Annotated in this window: 16 protein-coding genes; 4 read left to right on the top strand and 12 right to left on the bottom strand. The window is 68.5% G+C overall.

The features are described from left to right. Window positions 1-3: 3 nt before the first annotated feature. Both NY1_RS00210 and dapB read right to left on the bottom strand, forming a co-directional pair. Window positions 4-489, bottom strand: coding sequence for a hypothetical protein (locus NY1_RS00210; RefSeq protein WP_233434148.1), 486 nt, complete (start codon window positions 487-489; stop codon window positions 4-6). Beyond that, window positions 486-1,226, bottom strand: coding sequence for a 4-hydroxy-tetrahydrodipicolinate reductase (gene dapB, locus NY1_RS00205; protein ID WP_233041449.1), 741 nt, complete (start codon window positions 1,224-1,226; stop codon window positions 486-488). Before dapB ends, NY1_RS00210 begins: the two co-directional genes overlap by 4 nt. Before the next feature lie 193 nt (window positions 1,227-1,419). Here dapB and NY1_RS00200 point away from each other — a divergent pair, with 193 nt between their 5' ends. Beyond that, window positions 1,420-2,982: an esterase-like activity of phytase family protein gene (locus NY1_RS00200; protein ID WP_084534482.1), complete on the top strand. Its 1,563-nt coding sequence runs from the start codon at window positions 1,420-1,422 to the stop codon at window positions 2,980-2,982. Here the strand turns inward: NY1_RS00200 and NY1_RS00195 are convergent, their stop codons facing one another. Further along, window positions 2,983-4,098, bottom strand: coding sequence for an alcohol dehydrogenase catalytic domain-containing protein (locus NY1_RS00195; protein WP_067706389.1), 1,116 nt, complete (start codon window positions 4,096-4,098; stop codon window positions 2,983-2,985). Between the two features lie 45 nt (window positions 4,099-4,143). Beyond that, complete coding sequence (locus NY1_RS00190; protein ID WP_067706385.1) at window positions 4,144-4,893, bottom strand: hypothetical protein; 750 nt, start codon at window positions 4,891-4,893, stop codon at window positions 4,144-4,146. 111 nt (window positions 4,894-5,004) lie between these two features. Between NY1_RS00190 and NY1_RS00185 the strand changes: the two genes are divergently transcribed. Continuing rightward, complete coding sequence (locus NY1_RS00185; RefSeq protein WP_067706382.1) at window positions 5,005-5,877, top strand: PQQ-dependent sugar dehydrogenase; 873 nt, start codon at window positions 5,005-5,007, stop codon at window positions 5,875-5,877. Here NY1_RS00185 and NY1_RS00180 read toward each other — a convergent pair whose 3' ends face one another. Both NY1_RS00180 and NY1_RS00175 read right to left on the bottom strand, forming a co-directional pair. Beyond that, window positions 5,878-7,215 carry a pentapeptide repeat-containing protein gene (locus NY1_RS00180; protein WP_067706379.1) on the bottom strand — a complete coding sequence of 446 codons (1,338 nt, stop codon included), beginning with the start codon at window positions 7,213-7,215 and terminating at the stop codon, window positions 5,878-5,880. A gap of 146 nt (window positions 7,216-7,361) precedes the next feature. Then, window positions 7,362-8,567: an MFS transporter gene (locus tag NY1_RS00175; RefSeq protein WP_067706376.1), complete on the bottom strand. Its 1,206-nt coding sequence runs from the start codon at window positions 8,565-8,567 to the stop codon at window positions 7,362-7,364. A 92-nt stretch (window positions 8,568-8,659) separates the two neighbouring features. Here NY1_RS00175 and NY1_RS00170 point away from each other — a divergent pair, with 92 nt between their 5' ends. Beyond that, a complete protein-coding gene (locus NY1_RS00170) occupies window positions 8,660-9,034 on the top strand; it encodes an ArsR/SmtB family transcription factor (protein WP_067706373.1) in 375 nt (124 codons plus the stop codon). Window positions 9,035-9,071: 37 nt separating this feature from the next. Continuing rightward, window positions 9,072-9,578: a GNAT family N-acetyltransferase gene (locus NY1_RS00165; protein WP_067707688.1), complete on the top strand. Its 507-nt coding sequence runs from the start codon at window positions 9,072-9,074 to the stop codon at window positions 9,576-9,578. Window positions 9,579-9,587: 9 nt separating this feature from the next. Here the strand turns inward: NY1_RS00165 and NY1_RS00160 are convergent, their stop codons facing one another. The 6 genes from NY1_RS00160 to NY1_RS00135 form a co-directional block, all read right to left on the bottom strand. Then, window positions 9,588-10,931, bottom strand: a complete 1,344-nt coding sequence (locus NY1_RS00160; RefSeq protein ID WP_169815283.1) for a VWA domain-containing protein — start codon at window positions 10,929-10,931, stop codon at window positions 9,588-9,590. A 91-nt stretch (window positions 10,932-11,022) separates the two neighbouring features. Then, complete coding sequence (locus NY1_RS45020) at window positions 11,023-12,933, bottom strand: serine/threonine-protein kinase (RefSeq protein ID WP_267888387.1); 1,911 nt, start codon at window positions 12,931-12,933, stop codon at window positions 11,023-11,025. Between the two features lie 76 nt (window positions 12,934-13,009). Further along, the gene (locus NY1_RS00150; protein WP_233041448.1) at window positions 13,010-14,287 is read right to left on the bottom strand and encodes a M16 family metallopeptidase; all 1,278 of its coding nucleotides are present in this window, start codon (window positions 14,285-14,287) and stop codon (window positions 13,010-13,012) included. Window positions 14,288-14,400: 113 nt separating this feature from the next. Next, window positions 14,401-16,662, bottom strand: a complete 2,262-nt coding sequence (locus tag NY1_RS00145) for a polyribonucleotide nucleotidyltransferase (protein ID WP_067706363.1) — start codon at window positions 16,660-16,662, stop codon at window positions 14,401-14,403. Between the two features lie 401 nt (window positions 16,663-17,063). After that, complete coding sequence (gene rpsO / locus NY1_RS00140) at window positions 17,064-17,333, bottom strand: 30S ribosomal protein S15 (RefSeq protein ID WP_067706360.1); 270 nt, start codon at window positions 17,331-17,333, stop codon at window positions 17,064-17,066. 92 nt (window positions 17,334-17,425) lie between these two features. Then, on the bottom strand, window positions 17,426-18,382 hold the full coding sequence (locus tag NY1_RS00135; RefSeq protein ID WP_067706357.1) for a bifunctional riboflavin kinase/FAD synthetase: 957 nt from the start codon (window positions 18,380-18,382) through the stop codon (window positions 17,426-17,428). Window positions 18,383-18,535: the final 153 nt, after the last annotated feature.

Raw genomic sequence — 18,535 nt, 5'->3', positions numbered from 1 at the left:
CCGTCACCCCCGCTCCTGACGCTCCAACTCCACCGCCCGCTTCATCATCTCCCGAGCCCGAGTCCGATCCCCCGCATAGTCATAAGCCCGAGCAGCCCGATAAGACGACCGCCAATTCCCCGGATCAGCCTCGAACTCCAACTTCACCTTCTCGAAAAGCTCATCCGCAGCACCCTTCTCGATCCGCCCAGAAGGCCGCCGAGGCAGATCCGAGATATCGAGCTCCAGCCCCTCCTCATGAATCCGCCGAGCCAGATGCTGATGAGCGAACGCAGCCCGCACACTGCTGTAGACCACCCAGACCCCGACAGCCGGAAGAATGAGAATGCCGACGCCGAGCACAGCCGCAGGGACGGACCCATCGGAGATCAGGCTGAACGCCATCCGCCCGAGAATCACGAAGTAGAAGGCCAGCACGAGGACCAGGGCCGCGATGAAGCCGACCCGCTTCGCCACCTCGCGGCCGTTGTTCTCGGCGGGCGCGCTCACAGGTCCAGCAGCGCGTCGATGCCGACCGTGAGGCCGGGACGGTGCGGAGTCTTACGAACGCCGAGGACCACGCCGGGCACGAACGAGGTGCGGTCGATGGAGTCGTGGCGGATGGTGAGCGTCTCGCCCTGGGTACCGAACAGGACTTCCTGATGGGCGACCAGACCGGCCAGACGCACCGAGTGGACACGGACGCCGTCCACGTCGGCCCCGCGCGCACCTTCGAGTTCGGTGCTGGTGGCGTCCGGGCTGCGGCCCACGCCGGCCTTCTCACGGGCGGCGGCGATGATCCCGGCGGTGCGGTAGGCGGTGCCGGAGGGCGCGTCGGCCTTGTTGGGGTGATGCAGCTCGATGACCTCGACCGATTCGAACCAGCGCGCCGCCTGCTCGGCGAAACGCATGGACAGCACCGCGCCGATGGCGAAGTTCGGGGCGATCAGCACGCCGGTCTCGGGCGAGGCCGCCAGCCAGCCGCGGACCTGGTCCAGGCGTTCGGCGTCGAACCCGGTGGTGCCGACGACCGCATGGATGCCGTTCTCCACCAGCCACTTCAGGTTCGGCATGACCACATCGGGATGGGTGAAGTCGACGACGACCTCCGTGCCGGATTCGGTGAACGCCTCGAGCGAGTCGTCCTTGTCGACCTGGGCCACCAGTTCGAGATCCGGCGCCGCTTCGACACCCGCGCAGATCGCCTGCCCGACCTTGCCGCGCGCTCCGAGCACACCCACCCGGATCCGGTTCGTGGTCACCTGGTCTCCTCACCTACTTCGTCACGGATACCCCGAGAGCCTATCGGGTCGCCCCGCCACCCTGTCCGAGCCCGTTGACCTGGCGTCGAGCAAACGCGGTGAGCTGGTTCATAGTGCGGCGAGCGATTGTTCAGCTGCCGGACAACTGAGCGTCGGATCCGGGCGGTAGGCATCGCTGGTGAGAATTCGTCGTACCACCACCTGCGCACTCGCCGTCGCCGCCGCGTGCGCGTCCGTGCTGTCCGCCTGCTCTTCCGATTCCTCCGCCGATTTCACCGCGACCAAGGACCAGCCGCTGGTGATCTCGCTGGACGACCTGCTGGCCAAGACGGGCGGCAGCGCGGCGGTGGCCATCGCCGATCCCGAGCACGGGAAGATCACCCGGCGCACCGACGGCTCGGTGGTGTACACCCCGGCCGCCGGGTACACCGGCGCGGATTCCATCAAGGTCACCACCACCGATGCGGTACGGCTGTACACCACCGATATCAAGCCGCTCGGCGACTTCGGCGGAGTCACCGTGCTGGGCAGCGCGTTCGGCTCGGCCTTCACCCCGGTGCCCGGCAGCAAGGACGAGTTCTACGGCATGACCGACCGCGGGCCGAACGTGGACGGCAAGGGCAAGAACGAGAAGCTTTCCGTCATACCGGATTTCACCCCGGCCATCGCCAAGTTCAAGCTGGTGGGCAACAAGGCGGTGCTGGAATCGACCATCACGCTGAAGAATCCGGCGGGGCAGCCGTTCAACGGGCTGGTCGACTCCTCCGCGCCGACCGGGGAGACCATCAAGGATCTCAACGGCAATGTGCTGCCGCCGACCGACCACGGCATCGACAGTGAGGGCCTGGTCGCGCTGGCCGACGGCACCTTCTGGGTGTCCGACGAATACGGCCCGTTCCTGGTGCATTTCGATGCCAAGGGCACCGAGCTGGAGCGGCTCGCGCCGGGTCGCGGACTGCCGAAGGAGATCTCGGCGCGCACCCCCAATCAGGGTATGGAAGGGCTGACGGTCACGCCGGACGGCAGCACGCTGGTCGGCATCGTGCAGAGCGGGCTGAACCTGCCGGGCGTCGCCTCCGCGCGTGAGGTGCCGATGACCCGCATCGTGACGGTGGATCTGAAGACCCGCGCGGTGAAGGAATTCGCGTACCCGCTGGAGGATCCGAAGGAGAAGCTCGCCGTCTCCGAGATCACCGCGCTGAGCAACACCACGTTCGTGGTGGACGAGCGCGACGGCAACAAGGCCCCGAAGTCCAACAAGAAGCTGTGGACCATCGATATCTCGGGGGCCACCGATATCGGCCCGCAGGCGCAGGTTCCGGGCGCGACCTACGACGCCGACAAGGGGCTGCTGGTCGACGGCAAGCCGCTCGAGGCGTATGTGGGCGCGGTGCCGACCGCCGACGGCGTGGCCGCGCTGAAGAAGGCCGGGATCACCCCGGTCACCAAGAAGTCCAATCTCGATCTGAGCGCGCTGCTGGCCACGCTGAACGCCGACGGCAAGTTCTTCGGCCACGACAAGGTCGAAGGCGTCGCGACGGTGGACGGCGGCAAGACGCTGTACATCGCCAACGACTCCGACTTCGGGCTCGAGGGTGCGAACGGCGAGCAGCCGCCCTTCACCCTCAAGGCCAAGACCCTGCCGAACGGCGTGCAGGACAGCGGCGAGATCCTGCTGGTCGACACCACCAAGCTGCCCGCCCAGACGGCCACGAAGACCGTCACGCTGCAGGTGAAGTGATCAGTCGAACATGATGACCTGCCGCAGGGCATGCCCTGCGGCCAGCTCGTCCATGGCGGAATTGATGTCCTCCAGGCGGATTCGCGAGGACACCAGCCGCTCCACGGGCAGGCGGCCCTCGCGCCACATCTCCACGTACTGCGGGATATCGCGCGACGGGACCGCCGATCCCAGATAGCTGCCGATGATGGCCCGACCCTGCGCGACCAGGCCCAGCGGTGAGATGCTCGCGCGGGCGTCGGGGGCGGGCAGGCCGACGGTGACGGTGGTGCCGCCGGGCGCGGTGGCGGCCACCGCGGTTTCGAAGGCGCGCACATTGCCCGCCGCTTCGATGACGACCTCGGCGAGGATGCCCTGCTCGGCCACTTCGGCGGGCGTGTAGGCCGAGGTCGCGCCCAATTCGAGAGCGGCTTTGATCTTCTCGGGCACGGTGTCGACGGCGATGACCTCGCGACCGGTGCCCGCGCGGAGAGCAGCGGCGACCAGCACGGCGGCCATGCCGACACCGCCCAGACCCACCACCATGATGCGATCGGCCGGACCGGGTTTCGCCGAGTTCAGCAGCGCCCCACCGCCGGTCAGCACCGCGCAGCCGAGCACCGCCGCCACGTCCGGCGGGACATCGGCATCGACCGGGACCACCGAACGGCGATCCACCACCGCGTGCGTGGCGAACCCGGAGACGCCCAGGTGATGGTGCACCTCCGAACCGTCACGCAGCAATCGCCTACCGCCGCTGAGCAATTCGCCCGCATTGTTGGCCAGGCTGCCCGGCAGGCACGGGGTGCGGCCTTCGCTCATACAGCCCGCGCATTCACCGCAGCGCGGCAGGAACGTCATCACCACGCGCTGGCCGACCTCGAGATCGTTGTCGCCCTCCCCCACCGCTTCGACGATGCCGGCCGCCTCGTGACCGAGCAGCATGGGCACGGGGCGCACCCGATTGCCGTCCACCACGGACAGATCCGAATGGCACAGTCCGGCCGCTTCGATACGCACCAGCAGCTCGCCGGGACCGGGTTCGCCCAGGTCCAGTTCGCTGACGGTGATCGGCTTCGACGTGGCGAAGGGGGTTTCGGCCCCGATTCGCTCCAGGACAGCACCACGAATCCTCATGCGCCCGACGCTACTCCATCGACCCGGGGGCGGGCTCGGCGTCTTTCAGCGCCCGGGATCGTCGCCGCCGCGGAAACACACGGTCATGCGCCGTTTGTCCCACACCACCCAGACCGCGCCGCGGCCGTCGCGCGGGCAGCGGCTGCCGTCGACGGTGTCGGTCAGGACGGCGGTCGCCTGCACGATGTGCCGGCCGGAGGTATTGCAGTCGACCTTGGACGGTTCGTCCATGTGCGTGGTGTCGTAGCAGACGCCGACGCGCCAGTCGAAGGCCATGCACAAGTGGTAGACCAGCTTGCCGCTGCGGTCCTTGCGGCTCGACTCCAGTTTGTAGAGATTGCCGGTGCAGGCGTCGGGGCCGGTCTGCTCGACGCGGTAATTGGCTTCCAGCGCAGTGCAATCGGCGGGTTCGGGGGTGCTGGCCTTCCAGGTGGGCGCACCGGTGGCATCGGTGGTGCGTTCCATCGGGACCGAGACACAGTCGCCGGGTTTGAGCAGCGACAACGGGTCCGGCGGCGCGGGTTTGGCGCTGGTGGAAGGAAGCGGCAGGCCCGCTTGGACGAGACCCGGAGGGGGCGCGACGGCGGTGCCGGCGATCGTGTCGCCCGCGATGCCTTCCACGGCGGGCAGCAGTCCCCCGGCCAGCCCGAGCCAGCCCGGCACGGCCAGCACGGTGACCAGCACGGTCCAGATGCGCTGCTTGCGCAGCACGGCTCCGCCCGCCGCCAGCACGGCCAAGATCAGCAGTGCGATCGCCACCCCGACGACGCCCCAGTGCACGTACTGCCACCCCACCGACGAACCCCTACCTCGTTACCTTTGCGAGCTATTGCACCTTAGACGGGGAAGGCGACAGCAGAACGAATCCCATCTGTCGAACGCGCGCGGGGCGCGCAGGATGGAGGGATGCGTACTGCGTCGGTCCGGGTCGTGACGGTGCTGCTGCTCCTGCTGGGGGTGACGGCGGCGTGTGCGGGCGAGGAATCCACACCGGTCGCCACTTTCACCGCACCCAGTACACCGGGCCGCGAACCGGATTTCAATGCCGGAGAGCAAGTGGCACAGGGGATCACGACGCCGTGGGGGCTGGCGTTCCTGCCGGACGGGCGGGCGCTGGTGGCGGAACGGGATTCCGGTGTGGTGCTGCGGGTTTCGCCGGGGAGCGGGGTCGAGCAGGTGTATCGGGTGCCGGGGGTGGAGGCGACCGGGGAGGCGGGATTGCTGGGGCTGGCGGTATCGCCGGAGTATGCGCGGGACGGGCTCGTCTACGCGTATTTCACGACGGCGCAGGACAATCGGATCGTGCGGTTCCGGTTGGACGGGCAGCCGGAGGTGGTGTTCAGCGGGATCGCCAAGGGCTCGATTCACGATGGCGGGCGGATCGCGTTCGGGCCGGACGGAATGCTGTACGCGGGGACCGGGGATGCGGGGCAGGGCAATCGATCACAGGATTTCGCGGATCCGAACGGGAAGATACTGCGCTTGACGCCGGATGGCGCTGCGGCGCCGGGGAATCCGGTGGCGGGGTCGCCGTCGGGGATCGCGATCGCCGGGGACACGCTGTACATGGCGGCGTTGCGCGGGGAACGGCTGTGGACGGTGCCGTTGCGGGCGGGCGCGACCGGGAATCCGCGAGCGCTGCTGGCGGATCGGTACGGGCGGCTGCGCACGGTCGCCATCGCACCCGACGGGGCGCTGTGGCTGACCACCTCCAATACCGACGGGCGCGGGGACGAGCGGGCGGGTGACGACCGGATCATCCGGTTCCCGGCGCGCTGATCAGCCGGTCAGCTCGGGCGCGGTTTCGGCGGGGACGGGCGGCCAGGCCGTCGGTTCGATATTGGCGGGCTTGGTGGAAGGCGAGGCATCCCAGTCGAATTGGATGCCGACCCAGGCGCGCGGGCGTTCGAAGCTGATCGTGCGGGCATCGAAGGAGACACGGCGGAAGGAGATGTCGCCGAAGAAGTCGCTGCCGGTGAAACTCACCGAACGGCCGCTGAACACCACATCGGCGAAGGAGACCTTGCCGTGGTAGTCGGCGCGGGAGAAATTGGCTTCCAAGGTGCGGCCGGAACGCCAGCGGGCGGGCGCGCCCAGATGCGCACAGTCGAAGGAACTGGATCCGGCGTAGAAGCGGGCACCGGTGAAAGTGATTCGGATGCCCAGGAATTCGGCGCCGGTGAAGGTGATGCGCTCGCCGTCGAAGAGCGCGGATTCGAACGAGGTCAGGTCGGCGGTGAGCTTGGCATTGGCGAAAGTGGTGCGTTCACCGTTGAAGTTGGCGCGGACGAATTCGGTGCGGGCTCCGGCGAAATGGGCGGCTTCGAAGGTGGTGGCATTGCGGAAGACCGCGCCCTGGAAGGAAGTCCGGTCGCCGAGGAAGCGGGTGCGTTCGAAGCTGGTGCCGCGGATGCCGATGAACTGGGCGCCCGCGAAGCGGGTGACGCGGCCGGTGAAGACAGCTTCGTGGAAGTCGGCGTCTTCGAAGAGTACGTCGGAGAAGTCGAAATCACAGTCGGACCAGGAGATTTCGGCGCTGGGCCGAAGTCTGGCGCCGATCACCCGGACGATGGTGTCGCGGACCTGCCGGTCGTTCTGGCGGTAGTGGTAGATGCGTTCGACGGCGGTGCCGGAGTCCTCCACCCGCTGCGATTTGGAGCTCAGATGGCTGGCGCCCTCCTCGGGCAGATAGGGCAGGCGTAGGTAGCCGCACAGCACGTCCACGCACTGCTGCCGCCGCGAGCGCACCGAGAACTCGTCCGCCACACCGGCCATGGCGTAGACCCCGGCGACACGCACCGCCACATCCGGGTCGCCGAGTTGCCGGGCGGCCGCGCCGAACAGTTCCGCGAACCGCCCGCGTTCGGTGTCGCGCTGCCGCCGGTAGGCCACCACCAGCGCCACCGCGCCGCCGACGCCCGCGGTCACCCATAGCGCGATCTTGGTGAGGTCCAGCTGATTCGGCGTTTCCGCCCGGGCACCCAATAGTCGCCACAGCCCCCACCAGGTGAGCGCCCCGACGACCAACCCACCGAGCACCGCCGCCAGCACCGACAGCAACAACGCCGACCGCTCGAGCCTACGGTTCAGCGTCGAGCCGAACCTCCCCACACGCATAGCGGAAGGATAGCGACAGCGGGCCGCCAGCGCATCGCATGCACGTATTTTCCCTGCGTACAAGGACTTTCACTGCAACTCGCCGATCGCCACACCGCGACGCGCCCGGGAGGCCGCCTCGCCATCCGACCGCGTGGCCGAGGAGGTCAGGCGGTGGCCTTGCGGCGCAGGCCCAGTCCGGCGGCGATCAGGCACGCCACCGCCACGGCGATCACGAACCAGGGGAATACCGTGGTCAGGCCCCAGGTGGTGGCCGCCCAGCCCGCAACGACCGTCGGCAGCGCCAATGCCGTGTAGGCGAGCAGGTAGTAGGCCGACATGGTCTCGCCGCGCTTGTGTTGCGGCACAACATTGGACAGGTGCCGGATGGAGCCGCCGAAGCCGAGGCCGAAGGTCGCGCCGAGCGCCAGCCCCGCGATCAGCACCACCACCCAGTTGCCGGTGGCGAGCGCGGGCAGGGTCAGCACCAGCGCGGCCGCCATGCCCACATCGCCGATGATGGCGGCCCGGCGCGCCGGAATGCCGCCCGCGAACGCCTGCGCGAACGCGCCCGCCGTCGCGGTCGCGGCCACCACCGCACCGCCGAAGACCAGATTGTGGATGCCGGTCTCCTGCGCGGCCAGCGACGGATACAGCGACAGCAGCACGCCCAGCACCGACCAGGCCGCCATCACGCCGAGCGCGGAGAACCAGAAGTCGCTGCGGATCTCGTGCGGCACAGCCGGTTTGGCGATGGTGATGCGGGCCCGCACCCGCGCGGTGTGCGGTTCGCGCAGCAGCAGCACCCCGGCCGCGATGGCCAGGCAGGCGATGGTGATGGCCACGTACGGCGTGCGCAGCGGATGCGGCGCGTACTGTGCCAGCACCGCCGAGCCCAGGATCGCCACGGCCATACCGACATTGAAGGCCACGCCGGACAGCTGCCCCGAGCGCGCGCCGTGCGCCGGCCGCAGGTCCAGCAGCGCCGCCGCCCCGGCCACCACGGTCGCGCCGACCGCCGCGCCGTGCAGGGCGCGGGCCAGCAGCAGCATGGCCACATTGTCGGCGAGCAGGAACACCACCAGGCCGGCGATCATGATCGCGAAAGCGCCGAGCAGCACCGGCTTCCGGCCCACCACATCGGAGATGCGGCCGGACACCAGCACCGCGCCGAGCGCCGCCACCGCGTAGACGGCGAAGACGAAAGTGGTGGTGAGCGGCGAGAAATGCCACGCCTGCTGGTAGAGCCCGTAGAGCGGAGCGGGCGCGCCGGAGACGCCGAGCGCCACGCCGCTGGCGACCAGCACCAGCGCGTAGGCCCAGGTCTGGGTGCCCTGCTCGGATTCAGCCGCGACTGCCACAGGCGCTGCCATCCCATCCTCCATCAGGTAAGTTTGACTGTTATCGAACCTGACCCTACGCCAGGTTCGATGATCGTCAAACCACTAGTCGAGTGAGGTAAGTCATGACCGATCCGGCCGCCGCCCAGGCCGCCACCGGGGATGCGCTGCCCGAAGTGGCTCCGCTGCCCGCCGTGCTGGCCGCCCTGCAGGACCCGGTCCGGCTGGAGATGGTGCGCCGGCTCGACGCCGCCGAGGGGCCGCAGCGCTGTTCCTCGCTCTACGACTCGGTGAGCAAGTCCACCGCCGCCCATCATTTCAAGATCCTGCGCGAGGCCGGGATCACCTCCCGCTTCACCACCGACGGCAATACCTACGTCTCGCTGCGCGCCGAGGATGTCCGCCGCGCCCTGCCCGGACTGCTGGACGCCGTCATCGAGGCCGCCAATCGCGCCCGGACGGACGCCGAGCCCGCCGGCGCGAATCGCGCGGCAAAATAGCAAGCCGCGGCGGGTAGTGGAGCGCTACCGTCAGCCCATGCGCATTCGTGCCGCCACCGCCGAGGATCTGACCGCCCTGCAGGACATCGAGGTCGCCGCCGGCGAACCGTTCCGCGCCATCGGCATGCTCGAAATCGCCGACGATGAACCGCCGAGTCTGGAACGGCTCGAGGAGTACCGGCGTGCGGGCCGGGCCTGGGTCAGCGTCGATGAAAACGACACGCCCCTGGCGTATCTGGTGAGCGAGCCCGCCGATGACACCGAGCACATCGCCCAGGTGTCGGTGCATCCGGACGCCGCCCATCGCGGGCTGGGGCGGGCGCTGATCGAGCACCTCGCGGACCGCGCCCGCGCCGCCGGGCTGCCCGCGCTGTCGCTCACCACGTTCGTCGAAGTGCCGTGGAACGCACCGTATTACGAGCGTCTGGGGTTCCGGCGGCTCGCCGACGACGCACTCACCCCGGATCTGCACAAGATCCGCGTGCACGAAGCCGAACTGGGCCTGGATCGCTGGCCGCGCACGGCCATGCGCCTGGAGCTCTGAGCCCGGCGCTCAGCGCAGGATGCCCGCCTGCCCCGCGGCCCGCACATAGGACGGGAATTCCGAGAGCAGGCGGTCGTACAACTCGGCGTCGCTGACCGTGTCGATGTCGTCGACGGCGAAGAAGCCGACATTGTCGACGCGGCGGCCCGCCATGGTGTCGAGCTGTTCCAGCACCCCGTACCCGTTGCGGCTGCCGAGTCCGATGAACTGCCAGAAGATCGGCTCCTCGACCGCGGCCCGCAATTGCTGTTCGATCTCCCGGTTCTTGTAGACGCCGCCGTCGGAGAAGAACAGCACCAGCGTCGCGGACCGCTGCGGTGTGGCGTGCACGTACCCGCGCACCTCCTGGATCACCTTCTGCTCCTCGTTCTGGATGCCCACCTGACGCATATCCACCTGCCCCGGCTGCAGATTGCGGGCGCGCCCCGGCAGCAGCTTCAGCTGACCGCAGCGGACGTGCAGCTGCATCCACTGCGGGAGCTCGGCGATGGTCAGGTCCGGCAGCCGGGCGGGATTGCTGGCGAAGGTCCACGCCTGCATCGACCCGTTCTCGTCCAATTGCGCGGCGACAGCGGCCATTCGCTCCACCACGCGGTGAATGACGCCCTTCTCGTACAGCATCGTCATCGACCCGGACGCGTCCAGCACCAGAATCACTCGCGCCGTCAGCCCCTGCGCCCCTTGCTTGGCCAGGCTGACCGCGACCTGTTCCTTCCGCAGCGACAACCGCTTCCGCATATCGATGGGCAGGCGCTCCTCGCCTTTGGTCAGGCGAATATTGCCCGCACCCGAAGACTGTTGGCTCGGCGGCGGCGCATGCGTGACCGGCGTTGCCGCAGGCGCGTCGTCCACCGTGATACCGAAATCCGTTGCCAGCCCGGCCAGCCCGCTGGCCCACCCCTGCCCGACGGCCCGGAACTTCCACGCCCCGCCCCGCCGGTACAACTCACCGCCCAGCATCGCGGTCTCCGGCCCGGCGGCGATATCGAACCGCGCCAGCTGCGCCCCCGACGCCGCATCCAGCAACAACAGATGCAGCCCGGGCACCTGCCCGAACGTCCCGCCGTCGGCGGAAGCACACAACGCGACCCGGTCGATCTCCGCTTCCAGCCCAGCCAGATTCACATCCACGGCATCAGCGGTCCCCTGCTTCCCCGCATGCCGCACCGCCCCACCCGGATGCCCCGGCTGGTTGTAGAACACGAAATCCGCATCCGACCGCACCTTCCCGGACGCGGTGAGCAGCAACGCCGACGCATCGATCCCCGGCACCCCCGGCCCACCCGACCACGCGAGCACCGCCCGCACAGCAGCGGCGGCAACCGGCACATTGGCACCCTTGCTCAGATTCACGCTGCCAGTCTCCCCCACTTCCCGCCTCCGGTCTTTCCCAATGGGATGAATCGCCAGCACCCGACCGGATCGAGGCCGCCGGTGACGTAAATCAGCCGAGGGGCAGGGTTTTCCACCAGTCGACGACGCCGCTGGGGGTGGCGGGGTCGCCCTTGGTGAAGAGGAGGAACTTCTCGCGTTTGGGGTCGTCGAAGAAGGAGGTGAGGAAGACGGTGGAGGGTTTGTCGGGGGAACGGTCGAAGCGGCGGTTGGTGTAGGTCTTGCCGTTGTTGGTTTCGGTGAAGGTGGGCTCGTCGACGGTGGAGGAGGTGAGGCGGGCCTGGCTGGAGGCCCATTGGGCGGCAGCCACATTGCGGTAGGCGAAGAGGGCGTACTCCTGGACGTCGTGGCCGGCGGTGTAGGTGCACTGCCAGGCGGAGGTCCAGCCGTCGAAGGCCACGCGGGCTTTGAAGTCGGCGGTTTCGGGGTCCACCACGCGGCAGTTGGCGCCCGCAAAACCGGTGCCCGCGGTGCCTTCGCGGGGGACGACTTTGGGGAAAGCGGCCGACATTTCGACGATTTCGGGGGGCGCGGACTTCGTTTTCGCGGATTGGCCGGACGGCGACGTCAGCAGGATGGTGAGGCCGAGGACGGCGGCCAGGCAGGTGACGGCTACCGCGATGGCCCACAGGCGGGCGCGCCGGGCCCGTTCGGGTTCGGTGGCAGCCACTTTCAGATGGCGGCCGGAGCGCGGGGCGAACAGCTGGGCGATATTGACCATGCCGGTGCGGCCGGTGGACGGGCGGCGTCTGGCGCCGCCGGTCGCGCCGGTTCGGGTGACGGTACCGGTGGAGCCGTTACGGCCGGACGCTTCCGCCCGGCGGCCGGAATCGGTGCCCGGTCGTCCCGGGGTGGGGGGCCGGCCTGGTCTTCGGTGCGCGGCACCGGTTTCGGGGTTCGCGGCGGCGCGGCGGGGTGCGTTCGGGCCTTCCGGAACCCGGACCGATCCGGTCCCGCCGGCTCGCTGGACCGGGTTCCCGCCGGACCGCTGACCGGAGGTGTTCCCGCCGGGCCGCTGCCCGGCGCCACTCCCACCGGAGCGCGACCGCGCCGAATCCGGCGCCCGATGGTGCACACCCGAACTGCGGGTGGCGGTTTCGACCGGGCGCGGCGGCCCGGGCAAGCCCGCCGCGGCCTCCATGGCCCGCCAAGCCGCTGCCGCGAACTCGGCGCAGGTCCGGTACCGCTCGTCCGGCTTCTTGGCCAGCCCGCGCGCCAGCACCGGATCCAGCCCGACGGGCAACCCGGGCCGCAGGCTCGCGATCGGCAGCGGACTGTCGTACAGGTGCGCCTTGACGATCGCGCCCGGATCGGTGGCGGGGAACGGCATCGATCCGGTGAGCAGCCGGAACAGCGTGCACGCCAAGGCATATTGGTCGGAGCGCGAATCGACGGGCTGGTTCGACAGCTGTTCGGGCGAGGCGTAGGAGAGGGTCGCCATGACCGCGCCGGAATCGGTCAGCTGGGCGTTGTCCTCCTGCAGGCGGGCGATCCCGAAATCGGTGAGCAGCACGCCCGGCTGCTGTTCCCGGGTCTCGCGGGCCAGCAGGATATTGGCGGGCTTCACATCTCGATGCAGCACGCCGACCCGGTGCGCGTAGTCCAGGGCTTCGGCGGTGGCGGTGACGATCTCCACGGCCCGCGCGGGCGGCAGTTCCTCCACCGGAACGGATTCGGCTTCGACACCGTCCACGTACTGCATGGCGATCCACAGCCGCCCGTTCTCGACCCCGCGGTCGTAGACGGTCACGATGCCGGGATGGTTCAGGCGCGCGGCTAGATCGGCTTCGCGCTCGAAGCGCGCGTGAGTCTCGCTGTCTCCGTGGAATTCCGCGTTGAGCAGCTTCAAGGCGATCCAACGCGGCAGCCGGGGGTGACGGGCGAGGTACACCGCACCCATACCGCCACGACCCAACTCACGTTCGATCACATACCCGGCGAACTTCTCACCTGGTTCGAGCACATCCCCTCCAACAACCGGCCACGGCGATCATAGCCATGACCGGCCGAGGGGTGGCGGTCAGCACACAGGTGTTCGCTCAATCCACCAGATGGCGGACCGCCGCGGGCAGGTCACGCGTGCGCCGGTAGGGTCCGGCGACCGCGACACCGTAGGGGCGGGAGAGCAGCGCGGCCGCGATCTTCGAGACCTCCGCGGTGGTGACTTCGTCTATGCGAGCGAGGGTTTCGGACACGCTGCGATGGTTGCCGTAGCTGAGTTCGCTGCGCCCGATGCGGTTCATGCGGGAGCCGGAATCCTCCAGCCCGAGCACCAGTCCGCCGCGCAAAGAGCCCTTGGCACGCGCGCATTCGGCATCGGTGATGCCGTTGGCGGCCACCTCTTCCAGCACGCCGCGTGCCAAAGTCGCCACCCGCCCGAGGTTTTCGGGCTGGCAGCCGATGTAGACCGAGAACGCGCCGGTGTCGGCGAAGGTGTCGACGCTGGAGTACACCGAGTACGCCAGGCCGCGTTCTTCCCGGATGCGCTGGAACAAGCGTGAACTCAGTCCGCCGCCGAGCACGGTGTTGAGCACCGACAGCGGCCACCGCTTCTCGCCTTCGTGGCGGCCGAAGGCGCGGGTGCCGAACACCAGGTGCGCCTGTTCGCTGTCGCGGTGAATGCGCAGCAGTTCCGGATTCGTGCGCGGCCGGAACTTGCCTTCCCGGCGCGGCGCCGGTTCCTGCCCGCTGTCCAGGCGATCGGCGAAGGCCCGGTACACCAGTTCGACCACGTGATCGTGTTCGATATTGCCGGCCACCGCGACCACCATCCGGTCGGGCCGGTAGCGCCGCAGATGGAACGACCGCAGCTGGTGCGCCTGCATCGATTCGATGGTCTCGACGCTGCCGATCACCGGCCGCCCGATCGGATGATCGCCGAAGAGCGCGGTCAGGAACGCGTCCCCGACCATGTCCTCGGGATCGTCGTCGCGCATGCAGATCTCTTCCAGCACCACTTGACGTTCCACCGACACGTCCTCGGCCCGGCACAGCCCGCGCAGCACCACATCCGAGACCAGATCCACCGCCAGCGGCAGATCCTCGTCGATGACGTGGGCGTAATAGCAGGTCTGTTCCTTGGCCGTGAACGCATTCAGTTCACCGCCGACGGCATCCATGGCCTCGGCGATATCGAGCGCGGACCGCGTCGGCGTCGCCTTGAACAGCAGATGCTCGAGGAAGTGCGCGGCCCCGGCCACGGTCGGGCCTTCGTCGCGCGAACCGACGCCCACCCAGACGCCGACGGACGCCGAGCGCACGCCCGGCACATGTTCGGTCACTACCCGTAGTCCGCCGGGCAGCACGGTTTTCCGCACGCCGGTATCGGCGGACGGGAGGTCGGCGGAATGCTGGACAAGAGAGGAACCCCCCTGCTCCGAATTGCGGAGCGAGGGGGATTCCGACTTCTTCTTCGTCACACAGACAGTTTCTACTCGGCAGCGGCCTCGACCGCAGCTGCGGCGTCGGAGTTGTCCGCATCCTCGTCGATCGGGACGAGGGAGATCTTGCCGCGGTTGTCGATATCGGCGATCTCGACGCGGATCTTGTCACCCACGTTGACGACATCCTCGACCTTGGCGACGCGCTTGCCGTTGCCCAGCTTCGAGATGTGCACCAGGCCATCGCGTCCCGGCAGCAGCGAGACGAAAGCGCCGAAGGCGGTGGTCTTCACGACCGTGCCCAGGAAGCGCTCGCCGACCTTCGGCAGCTGCGGGTTGGCGATGGCGTTGATGGCGTCGATGGCGGCCTGCGCGGACGGGCCGTCGGTCGCGCCGACGAACACGGTGCCGTCGTCCTCGATGGAGATGTTCGCACCGGTGTCCTCGGTGATCTGGTTGATCACCTTGCCCTTGGGCCCGATCACCTCGCCGATCTTGTCCACCGGGATCTTGATGGCGGTGACGCGCGGAGCGTACGGGCTCATCTCGTCCGGGGTGTTGATGGCCTCGGCCATCACGTCGAGGATGGTGTAGCGGGCGTCCTTGGCCTGGTTCAGCGCACCGGCGAGAACCTGCGACGGGATGCCATCGAGCTTGGTGTCCAGCTGCAGCGCGGTCACGAACTCGCGGGTGCCGGCGACCTTGAAGTCCATGTCGCCGAAGGCATCCTCGGCGCCCAGGATGTCGGTGAGGGCCACGTAGCGGACCTCGTCCTCACCCTTGTCGTTCTTCACGGTGTCCGACACCAGGCCCATGGCGATACCGGCGACGGGGGCCTTCAGCGGCACACCGGCGTTCAGCAGCGACAGGGTGGAGGCGCAGACCGAGCCCATCGAGGTGGAACCGTTGGAGCCCAGCGCTTCCGACACCTGGCGGATGGCGTAGGGGAACTCCTCCTGCGACGGCAGCACCGGCATCAGGGCGCGCTCGGCGAGCGCGCCGTGGCCGATCTCGCGACGCTTGGGCGAGCCCACGCGACCGGTCTCACCGGTGGAGTAGGGCGGGAAGTTGTAGTGGTGCATGTAGCGCTTGGAGGTTTCCGGGCCGAGCGAGTCGACCTGCTGCGCCATCTTGACCATGTCGAGGGTGGTGACGCCCAGGATCTGGGTCTCGCCACGCTCGAACAGCGCCGAACCGTGGGCGCGCGGGATGACCGCGACCTCGGCCGAGAGCGCGCGGATGTCCGCCAGGCCACGGCCGTCGATGCGGAAGCTGTCGGTCAGGATGCGCTGGCGCACCAGCTTCTTGGTGAGCGAACGGAACGCCGCGCCCAGTTCCTTCTCGCGGCCCTCGAAGGACTCGGCGAGCGAGGACAGCACGGAGAGCTTGATCTCGTCGATCTTCTCCTCGCGCTCCTGCTTGCCCGCGATGGACAGCGCCTCGTTCAGCTCCGCCTTCGCGGTGCCTTCGACGGCCTGGAACGCGTCGGCCTCGTAGGGCAGGAAGAGCGGGAACTCCTCGGTGGGCTTGGACGCCAGGGCGGCCAGGTCCTGCTGCGCCTTGCACAGGCGGGCGATGAACGGCTTGGCGGCCTCGAGGCCTTCGGCCACAACGGCTTCCGTCGGCGCCGAGGCGCCGTCGGCGATCAGGGCCAGCACATTGTCGGTGGCCTCGGCCTCGACCATCATGATGGCGACGTCACCGTCGACCACGCGACCGGCGACGACCATGTCGAACACGGCCTTCTCCAGCTGCTCGACGGTCGGGAACGCGACCCACTGGCCCTCGATCAGGGCGACGCGCACGCCGCCGACCGGGCCGGAGAACGGCAGACCGGCGATCTGGGTGGAGGCCGACGCCGCGTTGATGGCGACCACGTCGTACAGATCCTGCGGATCGAGCGACATGACGGTCACGACGACCTGGATCTCGTTGCGCAGGCCGTCGACGAAGGACGGGCGCAGCGGCCGGTCGATCAGGCGGCAGGTCAGGATGGCGTCGGTGGAGGGGCGGCCCTCACGACGGAAGAACGAGCCCGGGATGCGGCCCGCGGCGTACATGCGCTCTTCGACGTCCACCGTCAGCGGGAAGAAATCGAACTGGTCCTTGGGGTGCTTGCCGGCGGTGGTCGCCGACAGCAGCATGGTCTCGTCGTCCAGGTAGGCGACGACCGAACCCGCGGCCTGCTTGGCCAGGCGGCCGGTCTCGAACCGGATGGTGCGGGTGCCGTAGGCGCCGTTGTCGATCAGGGCCACGGACTCGAAAACGCCGGGCTCGACCTCTACGGCCGACGACGTCACTGTGTCAGACATTTTTCTCTTCTCAACCTCTCGTCTTCGCCGGCTGCGCACGTACGGTGTGCGCGCAATCCGGCTCGTCAAGCCGTACCCGGCATGGGCGAACGGCGACCCTCGTGGTCGCTGTCAGCACACCCGGCCGAACCCCCTTGGGTACGGCGACGCGGAGGCGGTCATCGATCGAAGCCCTCCGGCAGCGCAATGTCCTCTTTACTGCGCGCTTGCCGAAAAGCCACTACCGAAGACCGACGCCACGCGGCGGGTGCATACGGCTTGTTCGTTGCCGCGTATCCGGCTGGATTCCCCCTGTGTTGGGGACTTCGGCCGAATACGCGAAAAAGCCAACGGGGAGATTCTAAGCCTCCTCGTTGGCTGGTTCGTCAACTACCTATGGCAGTCGGAGTGTGTCGCCGCGATCAGCGACGCAGGCCGAGACGCTCGATCAGCGAACGGTAACGCTCGATGTCGTTGTTCTGCAGGTACTTCGAGAGCCGCTTGCGACGACCGATCAGCGCCATCAGACCGTGGCGGGTGTGGTGGTCGTGCTTGTGCTTCTTGAGGTGCTCGGTGATGTCGGCGATACGCTTCGACAGCAGCGCGATCTGGGCTTCCGGGGAACCGGTGTCCTTCTCGTGCACGCCGTACTCGGCGAGGATCGCCTTCTTCTGCTCAGTGGTGAGAGCCACAGATAACTCCTGTTGTTTCAGTCCGCGCTCGGAATTGACCGGGAGACCCGGTTGGGCGCCGCCGCGGACCGCAGCAAACCCGACGGGCCAGTCTACACGTCGTCCGGAGTGAGGACTTTGCGGGCCTGGTCCACATCTCTCGCGATGGCCTGCACCAGCTCGTCGATGGATTCGAACTTGCGCATGCCGCGCAGCTGGTCGACGAAATCGACCGCTACGCGCTTGCCGTAGAGGTCGGCGTCGAAGTCCAGCAAATGCGGTTCGACGGTGCGGTTGCGGCCGTCGAAGGTGGGGTTGGTGCCGACCGAGATGGCGGCCATGAACTGCCGGCCCGCGAGCGGGTCGTCCTCGTTCAGGACGGTGAACCAGCCCGCGTAGACGCCGTCGGCCGGGATGGCCGCGTGCATGGTCGGCGCCACGTTCGCGGTCGGGAAGCCGAGCCCCTTGCCGCGCCCGTCGCCGTGCACGACCACGCCTTCCAGGCGATGCGGGCGGCCCAGCGCCTCGGCCGCGGCGGCGATATCGCCATCGGCCAGGCAGCGGCGAATGTAGCTGGAGGAGAAGGTGACCGCGTGCTCGCCGAGCAACTGCACCCCGTCCACGTCGAAGCCGAGTTCGCGGCCGAGCTCGCGCATGGTGTCCACGGTGCCCGCCGCCTGCTTGCCGAAGGTGAAGTTGTCCCCCACCACGACCTCGGCCACGTGCAGGCGGTTCACCAGCAGTTCCTGCACGTATTCCTGCGGAGTCAGCTTCATGAACTCGCGGGTGAACGGCATCACCACGAACACGTCGATGCCGAGCTCTTCGACCAGTTCCGCGCGCCGGTCCAGGGTGGACAGCTGCGCCGGATGCGAACCGGGCCGCACCACTTCCAGCGGATGCGGATCGAATGTCATGAGCACCGACGGAACGCCCCGCACCGCAGCGGATTTCACCGCACGGCTGATGAGCTGCGCGTGACCGCGGTGTACGCCATCGAACACGCCGATGGTGAGCACACACCGGCCCCACTCCGCGGGCATCTCATCGAGACTTCGCCATCTCTGCACAGTGGGAAGCCTACGCAAACCGCATCACGGACAATATTCGGCGGTGCGGATCTCGCACAGAAGAAGCACACCCGACACCCCGTGTTCACGTGCTCTTACCAGCGAGCGCGCCGATGTGGGAAACCGGACGTACTGTGCCTAAGCTCGGGTATG

Source organism: Nocardia yamanashiensis NBRC 100130 (assembly GCF_001613325.1).
In the GTDB taxonomy this organism is placed as follows: domain Bacteria; phylum Actinomycetota; class Actinomycetes; order Mycobacteriales; family Mycobacteriaceae; genus Nocardia; species Nocardia yamanashiensis.
Note: the sequence above shows the minus strand (reverse complement) of the source record. Positions and strands in the feature narration are given on the sequence as shown.

Coding starts and splice junctions, on each gene's coding strand:
- NY1_RS00175 (WP_067706376.1), bottom strand. CDS start 8,567: ATGGCAGCGCCTGTGGCAGTCGCGGCTGAATCCGAGCAGGGCACCCAG.
- NY1_RS00185 (WP_067706382.1), top strand. CDS start 5,005: ATGCGTACTGCGTCGGTCCGGGTCGTGACGGTGCTGCTGCTCCTGCTG.
- NY1_RS00195 (WP_067706389.1), bottom strand. CDS start 4,098: ATGAGGATTCGTGGTGCTGTCCTGGAGCGAATCGGGGCCGAAACCCCC.
- NY1_RS00145 (WP_067706363.1), bottom strand. CDS start 16,662: ATGTCTGACACAGTGACGTCGTCGGCCGTAGAGGTCGAGCCCGGCGTT.
- NY1_RS00180 (WP_067706379.1), bottom strand. CDS start 7,215: ATGCGTGTGGGGAGGTTCGGCTCGACGCTGAACCGTAGGCTCGAGCGG.
- NY1_RS00165 (WP_067707688.1), top strand. CDS start 9,072: ATGCGCATTCGTGCCGCCACCGCCGAGGATCTGACCGCCCTGCAGGAC.
- NY1_RS00170 (WP_067706373.1), top strand. CDS start 8,660: ATGACCGATCCGGCCGCCGCCCAGGCCGCCACCGGGGATGCGCTGCCC.